14 protein-coding genes are annotated in these 21,981 nt (G+C 32.8%); 11 read left to right on the top strand and 3 right to left on the bottom strand.

What is annotated here, in order from left to right; genetic code table 11:
- Window positions 1–97: 97 nt before the first annotated feature.
- From ACZ49Z_RS11040 to ACZ49Z_RS10990, 11 genes are all read left to right on the top strand, one after another.
- Window positions 98–277 carry a DUF5522 domain-containing protein gene (locus ACZ49Z_RS11040; RefSeq protein WP_464304377.1) on the top strand — a complete coding sequence of 60 codons (180 nt, stop codon included), beginning with the start codon at window positions 98–100 and terminating at the stop codon, window positions 275–277.
- Between the two features lie 178 nt (window positions 278–455).
- The gene (locus ACZ49Z_RS11035) at window positions 456–2,432 is read left to right on the top strand and encodes a urocanate hydratase (RefSeq protein ID WP_464304376.1); all 1,977 of its coding nucleotides are present in this window, start codon (window positions 456–458) and stop codon (window positions 2,430–2,432) included.
- Window positions 2,433–2,487: 55 nt separating this feature from the next.
- Window positions 2,488–3,006, top strand: coding sequence for a DUF4136 domain-containing protein (locus tag ACZ49Z_RS11030; RefSeq protein WP_464304375.1), 519 nt, complete (start codon window positions 2,488–2,490; stop codon window positions 3,004–3,006).
- Window positions 3,007–3,705: 699 nt separating this feature from the next.
- Entirely contained in the window at window positions 3,706–4,611 is a 906-nt protein-coding gene (gene ilvE / locus ACZ49Z_RS11025; protein WP_464304374.1) for a branched-chain-amino-acid transaminase, read from the top strand.
- 3 nt (window positions 4,612–4,614) lie between these two features.
- On the top strand, window positions 4,615–6,294 hold the full coding sequence (ilvD, locus tag ACZ49Z_RS11020) for a dihydroxy-acid dehydratase (RefSeq protein ID WP_464304373.1): 1,680 nt from the start codon (window positions 4,615–4,617) through the stop codon (window positions 6,292–6,294).
- 11 nt (window positions 6,295–6,305) lie between these two features.
- On the top strand, window positions 6,306–8,054 hold the full coding sequence (gene ilvB, locus ACZ49Z_RS11015) for a biosynthetic-type acetolactate synthase large subunit (RefSeq protein WP_464304372.1): 1,749 nt from the start codon (window positions 6,306–6,308) through the stop codon (window positions 8,052–8,054).
- 97 nt (window positions 8,055–8,151) lie between these two features.
- Window positions 8,152–8,739 (top strand): acetolactate synthase small subunit, encoded by a 588-nt coding sequence (gene ilvN / locus ACZ49Z_RS11010; protein WP_464304371.1) that lies wholly within the window; start codon window positions 8,152–8,154, stop codon window positions 8,737–8,739.
- A 207-nt stretch (window positions 8,740–8,946) separates the two neighbouring features.
- Complete coding sequence (gene ilvC, locus ACZ49Z_RS11005) at window positions 8,947–10,425, top strand: ketol-acid reductoisomerase (RefSeq protein WP_464304370.1); 1,479 nt, start codon at window positions 8,947–8,949, stop codon at window positions 10,423–10,425.
- 79 nt (window positions 10,426–10,504) lie between these two features.
- On the top strand, window positions 10,505–11,749 hold the full coding sequence (gene ilvA, locus ACZ49Z_RS11000) for a threonine ammonia-lyase IlvA (protein WP_464308064.1): 1,245 nt from the start codon (window positions 10,505–10,507) through the stop codon (window positions 11,747–11,749).
- Window positions 11,750–12,068: 319 nt separating this feature from the next.
- Complete coding sequence (locus ACZ49Z_RS10995) at window positions 12,069–14,966, top strand: hypothetical protein (RefSeq protein WP_464304369.1); 2,898 nt, start codon at window positions 12,069–12,071, stop codon at window positions 14,964–14,966.
- Window positions 14,967–15,455: 489 nt separating this feature from the next.
- Window positions 15,456–17,126 (top strand): IS1182 family transposase, encoded by a 1,671-nt coding sequence (locus ACZ49Z_RS10990; RefSeq protein ID WP_464304368.1) that lies wholly within the window; start codon window positions 15,456–15,458, stop codon window positions 17,124–17,126.
- Window positions 17,127–17,259: 133 nt separating this feature from the next.
- Here ACZ49Z_RS10990 and ACZ49Z_RS10985 read toward each other — a convergent pair whose 3' ends face one another.
- The 3 genes from ACZ49Z_RS10985 to ACZ49Z_RS10975 all read right to left on the bottom strand — a co-directional run bounded on the left by ACZ49Z_RS10985 (window position 17,260) and on the right by ACZ49Z_RS10975 (window position 21,494).
- Entirely contained in the window at window positions 17,260–18,552 is a 1,293-nt protein-coding gene (locus ACZ49Z_RS10985) for a hypothetical protein (protein ID WP_464304367.1), read from the bottom strand.
- A 325-nt stretch (window positions 18,553–18,877) separates the two neighbouring features.
- Entirely contained in the window at window positions 18,878–20,140 is a 1,263-nt protein-coding gene (locus tag ACZ49Z_RS10980) for a hypothetical protein (protein ID WP_464304366.1), read from the bottom strand.
- A 790-nt stretch (window positions 20,141–20,930) separates the two neighbouring features.
- Complete coding sequence (locus ACZ49Z_RS10975; RefSeq protein WP_464304365.1) at window positions 20,931–21,494, bottom strand: YceI family protein; 564 nt, start codon at window positions 21,492–21,494, stop codon at window positions 20,931–20,933.
- Window positions 21,495–21,981 lie beyond the last annotated feature (487 nt).

Raw genomic sequence — 21,981 nt, 5'->3', positions numbered from 1 at the left:
TCTTAACTTTATTTTTTATCAAAATAAAGCAAGTAAACTTAGATAAAAATATTTATTTTTGAGGAATCTAAAAAACAAAATAGATATTAGTTATTAAATGAACAACACTTTAGACCCAAATAAGCTAAAAGAAGGAGAAGACTTTTACTACACCCCTGAAGGTTATAAATGTTTTACTGCTACTTATCACTTAAAAAGAGGCTATTGTTGTAAAAGCGGTTGCCGTCATTGCCCTTATGGTTATGATAAAAAAACAGGAACAATAAAAAATAAATAAATGGACATTCTATTGTTTCAATACAGAATAAAAATCTACAAGTCCTATCACAGGTCAGATATTCGTTATCCCTAGTACTTTAAGGGAAACCTAACTTCGTTTTAAAAACTAGATTCGGCTTAAAGTCGACTACTTTTTCGTTTTATAAAAATTAAGAATATCTAAAAAAAAAAAAAAAATGACTTTTAAAGAACAAATTTTAGAAGGAATACCTTCTGAGTTACCAAATATAAAACCTTTCGAACCTGCAATTAATCATGCACCAAAGCGAAAAGAAATACTTTCAAATGATGAAAAAAAATTAGCTTTAAAAAATGCTTTACGTTATTTTGATGCTAAACATCATGCCACATTAATACCTGAATTTAAAGAAGAGTTAGAGAAATTTGGACGTATCTATATGTATCGTTTTCGTCCTGATTATGAAATGAAAGCTAGACCAATTGATGAGTATCCTGGAAAATGCGAGCAAGCAAAAGCTATAATGCTCATGATTCAGAATAATTTAGACTATGCTGTTGCACAACATCCTCACGAACTAATCACTTATGGAGGTAATGGTGCTGTCTTTCAAAACTGGGCACAATATCTCTTAACAATGCAGTATTTAGCCGAAATGACCGACGAGCAAACACTAACTATCTATTCAGGACATCCTATGGGGCTATATCCTTCTCATAAAGATGCACCAAGAGTAGTTGTAACCAACGGAATGGTTATACCTAATTATTCTAAACCCGATGATTGGGAAAAAATGAATGCTTTAGGTGTTTCCCAATATGGACAAATGACCGCAGGAAGCTATATGTATATTGGCCCACAAGGAATTGTTCATGGAACAACTATTACAGTATTGAATGGCTTTCGAAAAATAAAAAAATCACCTAAAGGAGGATTATTTGTTACTTCTGGCTTGGGTGGAATGTCTGGAGCGCAACCCAAAGCTGGTAACATTGCAGGATGCGTAACGGTTTGTGCGGAAGTAAATCCGAAAATTACAAAAATTCGTCATGAACAAGGATGGATTAACGAAATCGTAGAAGACATTAGCCTTTTAGTTGCACGTGTTCGCAAAGCTTTAGAAAACAAAGAAGTAGTTTCAATTGCCTATTTAGGAAATGTTGTAGATGTTTGGGAAAGATTTGACCAAGAAGGATTACATATAGATTTGGGTTCAGATCAAACTTCATTACACAATCCGTGGGCTGGAGGCTACTACCCTACTGGATTTTCTTTCGAAGAATCTAACGAAATGATGGCTAATAATCCAGAACAATTTAAGATTGAAGTACAAAAAACACTTAGACGCCATGCCGAAGCCGTAAATAAACATACCGCAAAAGGAACTTACTTCTTCGATTACGGGAACGCCTTTTTATTAGAAGCATCTCGTGCAGGTGCAGATGTTATGGCTCCGAATGGAGTCGATTTTAAATACCCAAGTTACGTACAAGACATTATGGGACCAATGTGTTTTGACTATGGATTTGGCCCTTTCAGATGGGTTTGTACCTCAGGAAAACCAGAAGATTTAGCAAAAACAGATGAAATCGCTTGCAATGTATTAGAGAAAATGATGCTCACTTCGCCTGTCGAAATTCAACAGCAAATGGCCGATAATATCCAATGGATTAAAGGAGCACAAGAAAACAAACTAGTAGTAGGTTCTCAAGCACGTATTCTATATGCCGATGCAGAAGGAAGAATTAAAATCGCACAAGCATTTAATGAAGCTATTGCTAAAGGAGAAATTGGATTTGTTGTTCTAGGGAGAGATCATCACGACGTGTCTGGAACAGATTCTCCCTACAGAGAAACTTCAAACATATATGATGGCTCTCGTTTTACAGCAGATATGGCAATTCAAAATGTGATTGGAGATAGTTTTAGAGGTGCAACATGGGTCTCTATTCATAACGGTGGTGGCGTTGGATGGGGTGAAGTAATTAATGGAGGTTTCGGCATGGTTCTTGATGGAACTAAAGACGCTTCGAGACGATTAGAATCGATGCTGTTTTGGGATGTAAACAACGGAATATCAAGAAGAAGTTGGGCAAGAAATGAAGGTGCAATTTTTGCAATTAAAAGAGCAATGGCAACGCAACCTTTATTAAAAGTTACCATCCCTAATGTAGTTGATGAATCATTATTATAGTTTAATAGGTTGAAGTTTTTAACCTGTTAAACCCTTTAACCATAAACATAACATTATGAAGAAAATTAATTTAATTCCGGTATTACTACTATTTGCATTAGCCTCTTGTAGTTCTGTAAGAGTAAATGCTGATTATGACAAACAAGCTGAGTTTAGTAAATATAAAACGTACGCTTATTTAAAAAGTAGCATTGATAAAGCTGAAATTTCAGATTTAGACAAAAAAAGAATTCTTCGATCTATAGATCAAGAAATGAGTGCCAAAGGTTTTTCTAAAAGCGAAAATCCTGATATGTTATTAAGTATTTTCACTAAAGAAAGAGAACGTATTGATGTATATAACAATGTTGGTTTTGGCTGGGGATGGAATCCTTTTTGGGGAATGAACACCACCTCTGTTTCAAGAACACCAGAAGGAACATTATTTATTGACATTGTAGATGCAAAAACTAAAGAAATGGTTTGGCAAGGAGAAGGAACAGGTTATTTAACTAAGAATACGAACAAAAAAGATGAGCGCACTCAACAATTTGTGTCAAAAATTTTAGCACAATATCCTCCTCAAACAAAATAAACCATATTGTAAATAATTATTCAAAGATCAGTCAAATTTTAAAAAAAATAATTTTGACTGATTTTTTTTGTAAAAAAGTTTGCATATTAAATATATTTACTACTTTTGTCCCTCGGTTACGTTCATTAATCTAATTAGTATAAACAAATCAATACTTAGAAACGATTACTTATAGTAGCACGAAAACAATTTTTAGACATATGAAGAATACTATCATTATTATTATCTCTGTCATTATTCCAAAATTTGGATAGGAGATAGTATGCGATAAACACATATACAAAGCCTCCTATTTTTTAGGAGGCTTTTTTATTTATACACAAAAAAAATGAACCATATAGCAACAATTATTATTATCGTGATCATTGTCATTCGTAAACCCAAACGAGTCAGGATAATATTGCATATATGTAACAGCCTTTCTCGTAAAACAGAAAGGCTTTTTTTTTACAATAAACATCACAAAAAAAGAGCAAAACACATAAAATCAAAGATAAAATGTTAAAAAAACAAATAATAGACACAAAATACCTAAGAAAACAAACTGTTCAACATCATAAAAATAAAAACACAACATCATGAAAAACAAGCCTTTAAACAAAAAAAACAATAATTAAATACTGTATAACCTTAATTAATTAGACAATTTTAAAAAACTCACATCAATAATTTTACACTTTATTTTAAAAAATAAAAAAAATGAATACAAACACAAATCCATATTACAATCAAGATACACTATTATTTATCAATGGAGAATTTAAAAAATCATCCACTACTACAACTGACTTATATGGGCAAACTCTTCACTATGGTTATGGTGCTTTTGAAGGCATTCGTGCTTATAAAACCGAATCTGGAACAAAGATATTTAAGGCATTAGAGCATTATGACAGATTGAAAAAATCATGTGAATTAATCAACATTCCATTCAATTATGACATTAATGAATTAATTGAAAAATCATATGAACTATTGGCTTTAAATAATCTTACAGATGCATACATAAGACCTATTGTTTATTGTGACCCAAACATGAGTTTATCCAAACCAACAGGAGTAAACATCATGATATGTGTTTGGAAATGGGGTACTTATCTTGGAGACAATTTACTAAACATCGCTGTTTCTTCTTATTGCAGACCTCATCCAAAATCTATAAAAATAGAAGCTAAAGTTTGCGGACATTATATTAATTCCATTCTCGCTACAAACGAAGCAAAAGCAAACGGATTTGATGAAGCTTTATTGTTAGACTCTGAAGGTTTTGTTGCAGAAGGACCTGGTGCTAATCTCTTTTTCGAAAAAAACGGAGAAGTATTCACTCCACAACTGGGAAATATTCTTCCAGGAATAACAAGAGCCACAGTAATCGAATTATGTGACAAATTAAATATTAAACTAAACCAAGGTAAATTCCCTTTAGACCAATTGAAAAATGCAGATGCAGCTTTCTATTGCGGAACGGCAGCCGAAGTAATCGGAATAAAATCATTAGACAAAAAGGAATTCCCTTTAGAATGGGATAATAGCTTAGGTAAAAAAATACAAATAGCCTACAAAAACTTAGTATTAGAAAAAGAGTTAAGCTCACAATTAAATTAAAAAATGGAACTTAATAAATACAGCAAAACAGTAACACAAGACCCAACACAACCCGCTGCTCAAGCCATGCTATATGGAGTAGGATTAACCGATGAGCAACTAGCACAACCCTTCATAGGAATTGCTTCCATGGGCTATGACGGAAACACCTGCAACATGCATTTGAATCATTTAGCATCCTACATAAAAATTGAAGTGAATGCCTCAAAGATGGTAGGATTAATATTCAACACTATAGGCATTAGTGATGGAATTACAAATGGAACAGACGGAATGCGGTATTCATTAGTGAGTAGAGAAGTTATAGCTGACAGTATAGAAAGTGTGGTTGACGGACATTATTATGATGGCGTTATTGCCATTCCAGGTTGCGATAAAAACATGCCTGGGTCTATCATTGCCATGGGAAGATTAAATCGCCCTTCAATAATGGTCTATGGCGGCACAATTGCTCCTGGCAAATACCAAGGAAAAGACTTGAACATTGTTTCTGCATTTGAAGCCTTAGGCGAAAAAATTGCTGGAAAAATATCTGAAGAAGAATTCAAAGGCATCATAAAAAACTCCTGCCCAGGAGCAGGTGCTTGCGGAGGAATGTACACCGCAAACACTATGGCAATTGCAATTGAGGCACTTGGTATGAGTCTCCCCTATTCTAGCTCTAATCCTGCAGTTTCTCATGAAAAAATAGAAGAATGCAAACAAGCTGCCTCCTACATGAAACTGTTATTAGAAAAAAATATTTGCCCAAAAGACATTATGACATTCAATGCTTTTGAAAACGCAATAACCACATTAATTGCACTTGGGGGAAGTACCAATGCAGTGTTGCATATTATAGCAATGGCAAAAAGTGTAGGAATAAAAATTACTCAAGATGATTTCCAAAGAATTAGCAACAAAACACCTTTAATTGCCGATTTTAAACCTGGAGGAAATTATTTAATGCAAAACCTACATGAAAAAGGAGGCGTTCCAATGGTGTTAAAGTATTTATTAAGCAAAGGAATGCTTCATGGAGACTGCATTACAGTTACTGGAAAAACCTTAGCTGAAAACTTAGAAAACGTTGAAGACATAGATTTTGAAAATCAAAACATAATTAAACCCATTGAAAATCCAATCAAAGAAACAGGACACCTTCAAGTGCTCTATGGAAATTTAGCCGAAAAAGGTTCTGTTGCCAAAATTACTGGTAAAGAAGGTGAAAAATTTACAGGGCCAGCCAAAGTGTTTGACGGGGAAAAAGAGTTAATTAAAGGCATTGAAGATAAAAAAATACAGGCTGGTGATGTGGTTGTTATTCGCTATGTGGGTCCAAAAGGAGGACCAGGAATGCCCGAAATGCTAAAACCTACTTCTGCAATCATTGGTGCAGGACTAGGAAAAAGTGTTGCTCTTATTACTGATGGAAGATTTAGCGGTGGAACTCATGGCTTTGTTGTGGGACACATTTCTCCAGAAGCCTATGATGGTGGAACAATTGCGTTAGTTAAAGATGGAGATCAAATTGAACTTGATGCCGTGAACAACACCATTCATTTGGCTGTTAGCGATGAAGAATTGCAAAAAAGAAGAGCACTCTTTATTCAGCCTAAACCAAAAGTAACAAAAGGAGTTTTATATAAATATCAGAAATTGGTAACCGATGCCTCTGAAGGATGTGTTACTGATGAATTTTAAAAATAATAATTATGCAAACATTAGATCAAGAATTAAAAGAAAACACAAACACAAAAACACATAATGTTAGTGGAAGTTTAGCGGTAATCGATGCATTATTATCTGAAGATGTCTCTACTGTTTTTGGATATCCTGGAGGAGCAATTATGCCAATTTATGATGCTTTATATGATTTTAATGACAACTTAAAACACATTCTGGTTCGTCATGAACAAGGTGCAATTCATGCCGCTCAAGGCTACGCAAGAGTGAGTGGAAAAACTGGGGTTGTTTTTGCTACAAGTGGTCCCGGTGCTACCAATTTGGTTACAGGATTAGCAGACGCACAGATTGATTCTACACCTTTAGTTTGCATAACAGGACAAGTTTTTGCACACCTTTTAGGTACAGATGCTTTCCAAGAAACCGACATCATCAACATTACTACTCCAATAACCAAATGGAATTATCAAGTAACCGATGCAAACGAAATACCCGAAGTATTAGCCAAAGCTTTTTATATTGCAAAATCAGGAAGACCAGGTCCAGTATTGATTGACATTACCAAAAATGCACAATTACAACTTTTCGATTACAAAGGATATAGATCATGCACACACATTAGAAGTTATCGCCCAGAACCAATTGTAAGAAACGAATACATTGAAAAAGCAGCATTACTAATTAACCAAGCAAAAAAACCATTAGTTGTTTTTGGTCAGGGTGTTATTTTAGGAAATGCCGAAAAAGAATTTCTTGCATTTATTGAAAAAGGGGGACTACCAACTGCTTGGACTATCATGGGAATGAGTGCAATACCAACAAATCACAGACTAGGCGTAGGGATGGTTGGCATGCATGGTAATTATGGACCAAATGTTTTAACTAATGAATGCGATGTGTTAATAGCAATTGGTATGCGCTTCGATGACCGTGTTACTGGAAGATTGGACATGTATGCCAAACAAGCAAAAATAATTCATCTAGATATTGATCCTGCTGAGATTGACAAAAACGTTGAAACGACAGTTCCTGTATGGGGAAATTGTAAAGAAACGCTTCCTTTGTTAACACAATTAATTAATGTGAACTCACATCATGATTGGTTTAGGGAGTTTGATGAAAAAAAAGAAAGAGAAACAACATTGCTAATCAACAGAGAACTTAACCCTACAGAAGGAGAGCTAACAATGGGAGAAGTTTTGAACGTTCTAAATGAATTAACAAACGGAGAAGCAGTTATTGTTACAGATGTTGGACAACATCAAATGGTTGCTTGCCGTTATGCAAAACAAACAAAATCTCGTAGTAATATTACAAGTGGAGGTCTAGGAACAATGGGTTTTGCACTTCCTGCTGCTATTGGTGCAAAATATGGGGCTCCAGAAAGACAAGTTGTTGCCATAATGGGAGACGGTGGTGCACAAATGAATTTGCAAGAACTTGGTACTATCATGCAGTTTCAACCCAATGTTAAAATATTAATCCTGAATAATAGCTTTTTAGGAATGGTGAGACAATGGCAAGAATTATTTCATAAAAAACGCTATTCTTTTACAGATATTCAAAGTCCAAATTTCGTAAAAGTAGCCAACGCCTACGGTATAGAAGGTAAGCAAATTAGCCAAAGAGAAGAGTTGAAAGCGAGTCTAAAAGAAATGTTAGACCATCCTTCATCTTATCTTTTAGAAGTTGCCGTACTTCATGAAGACAATGTTTTCCCAATGGTTCCACAAGGAAAAGGGGTAGCTGAAATAGTACTTAGCAAAGAAGAAATATAACATGAAATCATCATTAATAAAAAATTTGTGCAAACAAATAGTAATAAATAAAAAGTGGAAAACATATTATACCCACTAAGAAACAACTATTACATATATGAAAGAGGAACACACATTAACGGTTTATACCGAGAATCAAGTTGGACTATTAAATAAAATTGCCATCATTTTCTCAAGAAGAAAAATAAACTTAGAAAGTTTCAATTCTTCTCCAAGTGAAATAGATAATATTTATCGTTTTACTATTGTTATTAATGCAACAGCAACGGTTGTTAAAAATATTGCCAAACAAATTGAAAAAATCGTTGATGTTTTAAAAGTATATCACAATACAAACGACGAGATTATTTGGCAGCAAATTGCACTCTATAAAGTACCAACATCGGCAATTGTAGAAAATGTAAAAGTAGAACGTTTACTAAGAGAATTTGGAGCCAATGTGGTTGTAATTAGAAACGATTATACCGTTTTCGAAGCTACTGGTCAAGACCATGAAATTAATAAACTCCTAAAAGAGCTAGACAAATATGGATTAATAGAATTTGTAAAAAGCTCAAGGATAGCTATTATTAAATCGAGTGAAGGAATGCACAAAAAATTAGTTAATATGGGCTTAAAAAATCCTGCCAAAGACCCAGTTAATAACGAATTTCTGAATCTTAAAAGCAAGATATTTCAGATGTAGTTTGAATTAAATGAATAGAAAAAAAGAATAAAAAACTAAGCCAGACAACAGTGATAATCTTTTTTTTTGAAATTCATCTTTTAGTTATACAGAAAAGCAACCAAAGTGAGTTGCTTCTATATTCTACAAAAATGAAATTTCTAAAAAGAGAAGGTCGCAAATAACTGGATTAGTTCCTAAAAACCATTAATAAAAAATAAATATAAAATGTCAAATTATTTCAACTCATTACCGCATCGTTTAAAAGTACAAGAACTAGGAAAATGCGATTTCATGAGCAGCGATGCATTCAACGATGGAGTAACAAAACTTAAAGGAAAAAAAATTGTAATTATTGGTTGTGGTGCACAAGGATTAGCACAAGGTCAAAACATGAGAGACAGTGGCTTACACGTTGCCTATGCATTGAGAGAAGAAGCAATAGCAAACAAAAGAGCTTCTTTTGTTAATGCAACCGAAAACGGATTTGAAGTGGGTACTTTTGAAGAAATGATTCCTACTGCAGATTTAGTTTCTAATCTTGCTCCAGATAAACAACACACAGATGTTGTTAACAAAGTGGTTCCTTTAATGAAAAAAGGAGCTTGTTTGTCCTATTCTCATGGTTTTAATATTGTGGAAGAAGGAACAAAGATTAGAGAAGACATAACTGTTGTTATGATTGCTCCAAAATCTCCAGCTTCTGAGGTGCGCGCAGAGTTTTTACGTGATTTTGGTGTACCAACATTAATTGCTGTGCATACAGAAAATGATCCAAACGGAGATGGCTTAGACATTGCAAAAGCTTATTGTGTTGGAACGGGTGGTCATAAAGCAGGTGTATTACATTCTTCTTTTGTTGCCGAAGTAAAATCGGATTTAATGGGAGAACAAACCATACTTTGTGGACTGTTGCAAACGGGCTCTATTCTTTGTTTTAACAAAATGGTTGAAAAAGGAATTGATGCTGGCTATGCTTCTAAATTAGTGCAATATGGATGGGAAGTAATCACGGAAGCTTTAAAAATTGGAGGTATAACTAACATGATGGATCGTTTATCGAACCCTGCAAAGATTGAAGCTTTCAAATTGGCTGAAGAATTAAAAAAGATAATGACTCCGTTGTTTGAAAAACACATGGACGATATTCTTTCTGGTCATTTCTCTGCTACTATGATGGAAGATTGGGCACAAGGAGACAAAAACTTATTAACTTGGAGAGAAGCTACTGGAGCAACTGCATTTGAAAAAACTCCAGCAGGAGATGTGAAAATTAGCGAACAAGACTATTTTGACAATGCTACTTTAATGGTTGCTTTTGTAAAATCGGGCGTAGAATTAGCCTATGAAACAATGACGCTTTCTGGTATTAAAGCAGAATCGGCTTACTATGAATCTTTACATGAGACACCGCTAATTGCAAATACAATTGCGCGTAAAAAATTATATGAAATGAATCGTGTTATATCGGACACTGCCGAATATGGTTGCTATTTATTCGACCATGCTTGCAAACCTCTTTTAACAGATTTCATGAAGAAAATTGATACTAATTTAATTGGTAAAAACTTTAACGATACAGCTAATAAAAATGTAGATAATTTTGAACTTGTAAAAATCAATGCTAGTATCAGAAACCACTCCATAGAAAAATGTGGTGCCGAATTAAGAGCAGCAATGACTGCGATGAAGAAAATTGTAGCATAAAGAATGGGGAAGAAAAGAGAAAAGAAGAAAGAGAAATTCTAAATAAAAACTGATTTTTATAATCATGCTAACAACAACAATGACCGTTTTTGAAGAAATACTAGAAGCCAAAAAACAGTTTAATGGTGTGGTATTCCCTACTCCATTAATGGCAAACAGAAACCTGTCTGGTCAATTTCATTCAAACATACAACTAAAAAGAGAAGACCTGCAAGTAGTTCGCTCCTACAAGATTAGAGGTGCTTACAATAAAATGAGTTCACTAACTGCTTCCGAACGAGAAAAAGGAATTGTTTGTGCTAGTGCTGGAAACCACGCACAAGGTGTTGCTTATTCTTGTCATCTTTTGCAAATTAAGGGTAAAATATATATGCCAAAAACAACTCCAAAACAAAAGATTAAGCAAGTGCAGCTTTTTGGAAAAGAATATACTGAAATAGTTCTTGTTGGAGATACTTTTGACGATGCTTCATTAAAAGCGATGGAAGATGCTACGCTAAACAAAAAAACATTTATTCACCCTTTTGACGACGCTAAAGTAATTGCTGGACAAGGCACTGTTGGTTTAGAAATTTTAGAAGACTTCAACGATCCAATCGATTATGTTTTTGTACCTATAGGTGGTGGCGGATTGGCTTCTGGTTTGTCTACCGTTTTCAAAGAATTGAGTCCCAACACAAAAATAATTGGCGTAGAACCTGCTGGTGCTCCATCAATGAAAACATCTATTACTAAAGGGAAAAACACACGCTTGGATAGCATTGACAAGTTTGTTGATGGTGCTGCTGTGAAACAAGTGGGCAATCGCAATTTTGATATTTGCAGTAAGAATTTAGACGATATTATTTTAGTGCCCGAAGGGAAAGTTTGTTCAACAATCTTACAATTATATAATGAAGAAGCCATGGTCGTTGAGCCTGCTGGTGCGTTAACCATAGCCGCTCTAGATTTCTACCAAGATCAAATTAAAGGCAAAAATGTAGTTTGCATTGTTAGCGGTAGCAACAACGATATTGAACGTACAGCAGAAATAAAAGAACGTTCTTTGTTATATGAAGGGTTAAAACATTATTTCTTAATTCAATTTCCACAACGCCCAGGTGCCTTAAAAGAGTTTGTAAATGATATTTTAGGTGACGATGATGATATTACCTATTTTCAATACAAACAAAAAAACAGCAAAGAATCGGGTCCTGTAATTGTTGGCTTAGAATTGAAAAACAAAACCGATATTACTCCTATTCAAAACAAAATGAAAGAAAAAGGTTTTGAATTTGAATATCTTAACGATAAAGAACATCTTTTTTCTCAAATGATTGGTTAAAAAAGATTTCTAGGTTTAATTTAATTATTTAAAGTCTCACAGGTAACTGTGAGGCTTTTGCTTTTTTTAACCCAAATACGCAGTAGACTTTGTTATGAGAGCAATAGATGCAAATAGTTGCGAAGTACGGAAGTTTTGACCCACAAATGTAGCATTAGCTACTTTGAGGACGTAAAAGGGAGTACTGAAGCAAATATAAAACAGTTATTTTTCGTAATAAAATTCAAATGCTCAATTTGGATTTAAAAGTAGTCATAAAGTTTATAATTTTATATAGGAAATAATTATAAATTTGTATAAAAATAGCTCATTTTAAATTATGGTAAAAAACAAAAAAATATTCCTCAAAATTTTAAAAATTTCTGGAGTTACATTAGTTGTCCTTTTAGGATTACTAATTATTTTACCTATCATTTTTGGCGATACTATTACTGAAAAAGTAAAAGTATTTGCTAATAAAAACTTAGAAGGTGAACTCAATTTCAAAGATTCTAATTTGTCTTTTTTCACACACTTCCCCTCTTTAACACTAACACTCCAAGATTTCAGCTTAAACGGTTCAAAACCCTTTCAAGAAGAAAAGCTAATAGAAGCAAAAGAAATTAGTTTTGGAATTGATGTTGTTAGTGTGCTATTTGGAAACCAAACTGAAATTGATAAAATATATTTAGACAAAGCGAATGTCAATATTAAAGTAAACAAACAAGGAGAAGCTAATTATAATGTTTACAAATCAACTGATACGCTCTCTAAAAATGAGGAATCTTCCGCTTCCTTACAATTAAAAAACATACAAATCAATAACAGCTATTTAGTATATAATGATGCTTCTGCAAAAATAAAAATTGAAGCAAAAGGATTAACCTACAAAGGAAAAGGAAATCTTTTAGACACTGATTTTAAACTAGCTACTTCTGCAAAAATAGACAGTTTAAGTCTTACTTATGACAAAAGCGACTACTTAAAAAACAAAAAAGTAAAAGCTGACTTGATTACCAAAATAAACACAAATTCGCTTGCTTTTATTTTTGAGAAAAATGATTTAATCATTAATAAATTACCTGTAGAATTTAGCGGTTTTTTTAACTTCCTATCCAACGGATATGACATGGATTTTAACCTAAAAACCGAAAACAGCAACCTTGAAGATTTATTTACCGCTTTACCACCTGAATACATTTCGTGGAAAAAAGAAACTGAAATGAAAGGGAAAACCGATGCCCATTTTAAGTTAAAAGGAAAGTATATCGCTTCCCAAAATATAAGTCCAGATGTAAATTTTAAAATAAAAGTTCGAGACGGTTTTGTTAAAAACAACAAAGCTCCTTATCCTCTTGAAAACATTTATCTAAATTTAGAAACCAAGTTACCGAATCTAGATGTGAACCAATTGCATATTCAACTAGATTCACTATATTTCAAATTAAACAACAATAAATTAAGTGCCATTCTAATCTCAGATGGTTTTGGTAAAAAAATAGACATTAATGCCAAAATAAAATCGAAAATAGATTTAAAACTTCTTAATGATGCACTGCAAATTCCCGATTTTAAAGTAACTGGTTTACTAGATACTGATCTTGTTTCAAAAGGAACTTATAGTAAAGAAACTAGAAAATTCCCTGTTACCAAAGGTTTTTTCAATGTAACTAATGGTTCCATCCAAACAGCTTATTATCCAAAACCTATTGAAAAAATCAATATAAAAGCCATTCTTAATTGCCCTACCGACAATTTCTCAGAAGCCTCATTTACGTTAGCTCCTGCTAATTTTTCGTTCGAAAACGAAGCTTTCACAACAACGGCTTCTTTTAGTAATTTTGATGATATTTTATATGATGTTAAAGCCAATGGCAGATTAAATATTGCTAACATATACAAAGTTTTTTCTCAAAAAGGACTTGCTGTAAACGGATTTATTATAGCCAATGTAAATTTGAAAGGCAAGCAAAGCGATGCTACAAATGGTAACTACAAAAATCTTAAAAACAGCGGAACGCTTGAAATCGTAAATCTTGAAACAACGAGTGACTATTTACAAAAACCGTTCTTAATTGAAAAAGGGTTGTTCACTTTTAATCAAGACCAAATGAAATTTAATAATTTTCAAGGTAAATATGGTCAGTCTGAAATTGTAATGAATGGTTATCTAGAGAATGTTATCAATTTTGTACTATCTGAAAACGAGACGATTAAAGGAACTTTCGATTTAAAATCTAATTTTCTAAACATCAACGAATTCATTCCTACAAATTCAACACCCACAACTGTAGAAGAAGATATAAAAACGCCTCCAACTGAAGCTGGTGTCGTTGAAATTCCTACAAATCTAGATCTTAACATTCAAGCCAATGTTGCAAAAACAAAATATGACAATATAAACATTGAAAATCTTAGAGGGAATCTGGCTATAAAAAAAGGTATTTTAAATTTATCAAATGCTTCTTTAGGAATTATTGGGGCTACAGCCAATATGAATGCCATGTATAAAAACGAAGGCAAACAAAAAGCCTATTTCGATTATGCAATAAAAGCCAACGACTTCGATATTAAACGAGCTTATAACGAAATCAATATATTTAAAGAAATAGTTACTGCTGCAGAAAATGCAGAAGGTATTGTTTCGCTAGACTACAAACTGAAAGGAGTTTTAAACCAAAATATGGAACCTGTTTTGCCATCGCTTGAAGGAAACGGAACACTTTCTGTTAAACAAGTTAAAATGAAAGGCTTTAAGTTATTAAACAACGTAGCCCAAAAGACAGAAAACGACGCAATTAAAGATCCAGATATTTCTAAAGTAGCTATTAAATCGACCATTAAAAACAATCTTTTAACCATAGAACGTTTTAAATTTAAAGTCTCAGGTTTTAGATTACGTTTTGAAGGGCAAAGCAGTCTCGATGGAAAACTCAACTTAAAAATGAGAGTGGGACTTCCACCCTTAGGACTTATTGGTATTCCAATAAAAGTAACAGGAACACAAGAAAATCCTAAAATTCAAATTGGGAAACAATCAGATGATTTAGAAGAAACAGAATATGTTGATGGTGTTTCGCCACTAACAAATCCAACCGATTCGACTACTGTTCCTGTTCCTGCAATTTCTAAAGATAGCGTGCCACTACCCAAAACGACTCCTGAAGAAAAAGTAAAAGATAGTGTGCCAATGCTAAAAGTACCAAACGACAGTATTCCAAAGAAAAAAGCAGAATAAAATTTTTGTTAGTAACTAAAATTGGATTTAAATCTTTATTTTTTTGTACTTAACGATTATCGCTTACAACAAAATCAAACTCTTTTTGAAAAGATTCTTTTAGTGCGTATCCTACAATTAAAATTTATACCTGTTTTGAATTATTCTGTTTTAACCCAAATTTCAAGAAAGTATTGTTCTTTGACAAATGAGAGCTAACTTGTACTTGCGAGCGAAGCCTATGATTAAAAAATACGGAATCGAAACTACTTCTTTATCAATTCCTTAAATTAAGTTAGATAGAATTATAAATTATATAGGTATATTCATAACTAATTAAATACTTTTCTATCAATTATTTAACTAATTACAAATATACCAATCTTAAAAACATAAAAATATAATGTTTTTTACTATAAAAAATGAGGCTGTCCAAAAAGTAAGGACAGCCTTTTTTATTTGTATTTTTTCTCTAAAATTAGTATCTTAGAGTTGAGACAAAAATACACAATGGCTAAGATAGTTTTTAAAAATCAAACAGGCAATTCTCCAGAGTTATTTCCTATCAATATTTTCGATAGAATACCGCAAAACCATCCAGTTCACTTAGTGGAACAAGTTGTTAATCAGTTAGATATAAGTGAAATATTGAAAAAATATAAAGGAGGTGGTACTTCAGCTTACCATCCAAGAATGATGATTAAGGTTTTGTTTTACAGTTATTTATCTAATGTATATTCTTGCAGAAAAATTGCAAAAGCACTTCAGGAGAACATTCATTTTATGTATATTTCGGGCAACTCGACTCCTGATTTTAGAACGATAAACGATTTTAGGGGTAAAGTTTTAAAAAATCATATCCAAACTCTTTTTGCAGAAGTAGTAAAAATGCTTGTAAAAATGGGATATGTTAGCTTAGACATTCAGTATATTGATGGTACAAAAATAGAATCCAAAGCTAATAAATATACTTTTGTATGGAGAGGTTCCGTTGAGAAATATAAAGAAAAACTAGAAATTAAAATTAATCATATTCTATCAACTATTGAAAACAGTATTCAATCTGATAATCAAGAACTAAATATAGAAGAATTACCAAAATCAATAGATTCGGAAAGATTAAAAGAAAAGCTTTCGATTCTTAATAAAAAGCTCAAAATGCCTACCAAAAAGCAGGAAAAAGAGTTACAAAAACTTCAAGAGGAGCATCTTCCAAAGCTTGAAAAATATGAAAAAGACTTAGCTACAATGGAAAATAGGAACTCTTATAGTAAAACGGATCCCGAAGCTACCTTTATGAGAATGAAAGAAGATCATATGAAAAACGGTCAATTAAAACCCGCTTACAATCCGCAAATATCTACAGAAAATCAATTCATTACACATGTATCTGTTCATCAAACAACAAATGACACTACAACCTTAAGTTCTCATCTTGAAGGTTTTGAAAAAGCTTATCAAAAACAGAGCAAGGAAATCGTTGCAGATGCAGGTTATGGCAGTGAAGAAAATTATCAAATGCTTGAAGAAAAAAAGGCTGATGCTTATGTGAAATATAACTATTTTCATCAAGAACAAAAAAGAAAGATAAAAAACAATCCTTTTCTTGTTCAAAACTTATTCTACAACGAAGAACACGATTTTTATGTTTGTCCAATGGGGCAAATTATGCAAAAAACAGGAGTAGGAAAACGTGAAACCAGTACTGGATATGAATCACAAATTACATATTATCAAGCCAAAAGATGCCAAGGATGTCCTTTACGAAGTCAATGCCATCAAGCAAAAGGTAATAGAATTTTATCAGTCAATCATCGATTAAATGAATTAAAAGAAAAAGCAAGAAAGCTACTAATGAGTGAAAAAGGACTAGAACATCGAAGTAAACGTCCAATAGAGGTAGAAGCGGTTTTTGGTCAACTTAAAAGCAATAATAAATTCAATCGATTCACAATGAAGGGATTAGAAAAAGTAACATTAGAGTTTTTACTAATGGCCCTTGGACACAACTTTAGAAAAATGAATGCAATGAAGGTAGACTTGCTAAAATTTGTTTTCAAAACCAAAATTCACACTTATCTAGCCTATTTTAAAACTAAAATTTGCCTTGTTAAAGTAACTCAAAGTTATTTTGCTATTATTTTTTCTTCAAAACAAAATAGCTTAAAAATAGCTACATAAAAAAAGCTGTCCTTTTCGGACAGCCCCATTTAAAGTATTTTTTCAAAAAATCTTATCACTTCTGAATTTGCCTAAGCATTAGAATTCTGTAACGAAAGACTATTATACATTTCAAATCTCAAAATGGTCTATTTTAATTATAATCAATAACTTTTACTCTGTAGGTTTTTGAAACATTTCCATTGTTTGTTATAGTTACTACACCCGATGAAACATTGATTGTATAATTGTGCCCAGTAGAATTACTTCCATCTGCACAACCTACTAGTCCAGAACGGGTAACACTAATAGTTTTTGCGTTTACTTGTGTAAAAGTGGTTGTAGCCCCATTACCACCTAGACCTAAAATGCCACCTATTTGCCATGAATTATTAGCATTAGAACCTGTTAGCAAATATTCATCCATCATTGAATAACCGCAACCATTCCCAGAGGAAACGATTAATCGCATGGCTTCATTCCAATTACCACCTATACCAATGGTGAAATTTTGAGACGCAGCTGATGCAATGGTTAAGACATTTGTTTCTGCTGAGTTAAAATCACTATGTTTCCAAAGTGGTGGGCTATTGGGTCCTGCACTTTGCAAAAATTCTCCTGCAACACCCGCACTATTATTTGGCATTAAAGCTCCAGACATCTTGACGTTTCCTACTACATCTAGTTTCTCTGAGGGTACACTCACACCTACTCCAACATTGCCATTTGTTGCCACAGTGAAATTTTCATTTCCATTGGTTCCCAAAACCATTCTTCCTCCACTTCTATTATCTAAATATCCCTTTATGCCTGCTCCAAAAATTGCTCCAGTTGCATCTGTTCCTAAATAAAGATTACCTGCTCCTGATGCTCCAATATTAATGTCTTGTCTCGAAGTAGCCCCTGCATTGTAAAATCGAGACCTTGTTAATCCAGAAGGGTTGTTATCTGTAACGTCTAATTTACCAGAAGGAGCGGTTGTTCCTATACCCACTTCTCCTGTAGCTTTTACTCTTACTCTTTCTGTATTATTCGTTTTAGTCACAAAATCGACAGCATCTGTAGTTCCCACAAAATGTGTTCCCGCAGTAGTTCCTGCGTTACCAGCAATTGACCAATCTGGATTTGAAGGATTTACTTGCGAGCTTATTAACACCCATTTGGAACCGTCCCAAAAATAAAAACCAGGAATAACGTTATTGGGACTTGATCCAGCAGTTGCTGTATTATAGACCATGGTTCCTGTTAAAAGCGCTCCCCCGTTTGGGTTCACCACAGGTGCAGCAACATTAGACGCTGTCAAACTCACCCTTGGCATAACCAAACCTTGTGTACTCGAATTTACTTCAAAAGCCCCATTAGGAGTAGTAGTCCCTACACCCACTTGTCCGAAAGTAAAATGTGTTAAACAAAACAATAATAATAAATAACAGTAATTTTTCCTCATAATCTACATAATTAATTCACAAACTATATTCTTTACTTATAAATATAATAATTTTATAATTATAGAAAAAAGTAGCTTTATTTAATTTAAAACTTCCACCTACCTCAACTTATATTTACAGTAATACCCATACAAGATGCCATCAAAAATTTTAAACACAGATTAAGTATTAGACTTTATTAAAAGTAATACATGCAAAATAGTTGATAAGAACCGAAATTTTAACCCACAAATCTAGCCTTAGTTAGATTGAAAATGTAAAACGAAATACTAAAGCAAATATAGAGTAGCCTTTGGTAATAACATTTTAATATCGAATTTGCGATTAAAATACTCTATACCATCTTTGATTGGTTAAAACAAAACCAACAGAAGTTCCACTTGCTAATAATAAATTTGAGGACAAATTAGTATTTGTTATTCCCATAACAACATTATAGCTAGAGTTTCTTGTAATAACTACAATATCTCCATATTTATGCCCTGCTGCAATTGCACTAGCAGGTGTTGGCAAAATAAAATCTGCTAATGTAGTATTACCAATTCCATTTCCGCTCCAATTTCCATCTGCCTGTTCATAGGTAGTTAAATCAGCAGGTAAAGTATATGGAAATGCTCCTGTACAAGAACAATTTGAAGGAAAATATCTCTTTTCATTAATTTTAGTCACTACGTCTCCATTATTATCTACCACTAAAGATTTTGTACCATCTCCAGACGTACTTGTCGCTGCTAAATCTGCTTGCTGTTGTGTTAAACGAATAGACGGTGTTCCCAAAGCTCCAGAATTAATTTCTAATTTCCTAACTGGATCAATCGTGCCAACTCCCACTAAACCATCATGTGTAATTGCCATAACTGTCGCTACAGAAGTAGAAGCATCATCGGAAACTGCTTGGAAGTTTAATATTCCTTTATTGGTTGTATTGCTCGTATAGTTCATTTTCATTAATTTATTCCCAGCCGTATTGGTTAAATTTTCCAAATAAAAACCTGGTCCTGCCAACCCTCCTGCTATCCCTGCACCAGTAGCTGTTATAATTTGTCCTTTTACATAGCTGGTAGATATTCCAGTAGTTTGTCCCGCTTCATTCAAGTGTAAATAATTCAATGGATTTGTTGTTCCCACTCCAATATTTCCAGTCGATTTAATTCTTAATCTTTCTGTATTATTCGTTTTAGCCACAAAATCGACAGCATCTGTAGTTCCAATAAAATGTGTTCCTGCAGTAGTTCCTGTGTTCCCCGAAATAGTCCAATCTGGATTAGAAGCGGTGGTTTGCGTTGTTACGCGTAACCATTTGGAACCATCCCAAAAATAAAAACCAGGAATAACGTTATTGGGACTTGTTCCAGCAGTAGCCGTGTTATAGACTATAGTTCCCGATAAAAGCGCTCCTCCGTTTGGGTTCACCACAGGTGCAGCAACATTAGACGCTGTCAAACTCACCCTTGGCATAACCAGACCTTGTGTACTCGAATTTACTTCAAAAGCTCCATTAGGAGTAGTAGTCCCTACACCCACTTGTCCGAAAGTAAAATGTGTTAAACAAAACAATAATAATAAATAACAGTAATTTTTTTTCATAGATGTAAAATTTAATTTAATTAATTGCTCCTCCATACAGTACATCAAATACCATTATTAAAGTATTTGCTCAACATCGCTGTTTTAATTATAAAATATTGATTTAAAGTAAAGAGCTAATACAAAACTACAAAAAAATCATAATTTTCCTCTAAATAGTTACAGATAAAATGTAGCTTTTGTTAAAATTAATACCGTCAAAATCAGCAAATTACAGTTGTTTCAAAAAACCATGAATCAGAAATTAAGGTTTCTCAAAAATCAACATCTTCTTTTTCATAAATAAAAAAACAATTAACGACTAGAAAGAAGCAATTTATCTTCTTTAAAAATATTCTTTTTAGCCTAAAAAAAAACTAAATATTCGTTCGAAGCATCGTTTTTGCAGATAGATAACCCTTTCTAATCGTTAGAGTCCGCTTTCACTATCCCAAATTACGCATTAGACTTTGTTATGAGAGAAATAGATGCAAAATAGTTGCGAAGAACGGAAGTTTTGACCCACAAATGTAGCATTAGCTACATTGAGGACGTAAAACTGAGTACTGAAGCAAATATAAAGCAGCTATTTTTCGTAATAGAATTCAAATGCTTAATTTGGGATTATACAAAATCGATTGAACAGAAATCTCTACATAAAAGAAGCATTTCGAATACTATTTTTCAAAAAATCAACACAAAAAAAACGGTATTCTGTTCAAGGAACAAAATACCGCAAAGTTTAATTTTAAAATCTATATATCATGGCAAATTTATAATTACAAAAACCGAGCCACTTTTCTATTATAATTTAAAATTTCAAAACAACATCCAATTCAAAATCGTCATGAATAACTTTATCTCCTAAAGAGTTCATAAAACTCCCACTAAATTGAATATCATATTTCTCTCTGTTAACAACTAATACTGCTTTAGCAGTATCGCTATCTGTTTCAACATCGAAAGTTATTGGATTGGTTTTTCCTTTAATAGTTAAATCGGCTGTAACGGTTGTAATATTTCCACTTTTATTAGCTACTGTTTTAAAAACTAATAACGCAGTAGGATAATTGGGAACGTCGAAAAAGTCTGCCGATTTTAAATGATCTTCTAACATCTTTTTTCGTTCTCCATCTAAATCTGTAGAAACTATCGAAGTCATGTCTATCGTGAAAGTACCTCCTACTAACTTATCTGCTTTAAACACAAAAGCCCCGTTTTTTATTGCAATGGTTCCTCTGTGTTCTCCCGAAATTTTTTTACCGACCCATTCAACTTTACTTCTAGCTACGTCTATTTTCTTAGTGGTTTGCGCAGTTACAGCTAATGTGCTACTGATAAAAAATACGAATACAAGTGTCTTTAAAATTTTCATTCTATACTACATTTTAACTTTAATACTACATTTTATGAACTCAACCCTATATAAAAACAAAATTTTACAACATATTATTGTAAAATTTTAGATTTTCACTATTTCATTTTAAACTTAGTACTTTTTATTTAAAGTTGCAAACTATTTTTATTAAAACGTAAACGTTTATATCGAATTGAAACCAAAAAACGAATTAGAATTGTGATTTTATTTTTCAAAAAACAAAAATTATCACGGTTTTGTGATTATTTTTATTTTAATTTTCACTTTATCACAGCTTTTGTGATAGTTTTTATTTTTATATTTTTCTATCACAGTTTTTGTGATAAAATTTCTTTTTATATTTTTTTTATCACAAACTACTTTGGCTTGTCTTTTTTTAAGAAAGCTTTCTTTGGGAACTTTTTGTTGTTTGCATGAATAATTAGGTAAATATTTTTTTTTGGTTATTACGCTTTCCCGTAAGGATTAATCCTATTACGCTATT

The sequence above is a fragment of the Flavobacterium sp. KY-23415 genome (genome assembly GCF_055384985.1).
The sequence above is the reverse complement of the archived record's forward strand: the minus strand, read 5'-3'. Positions and strand labels throughout refer to the sequence as shown.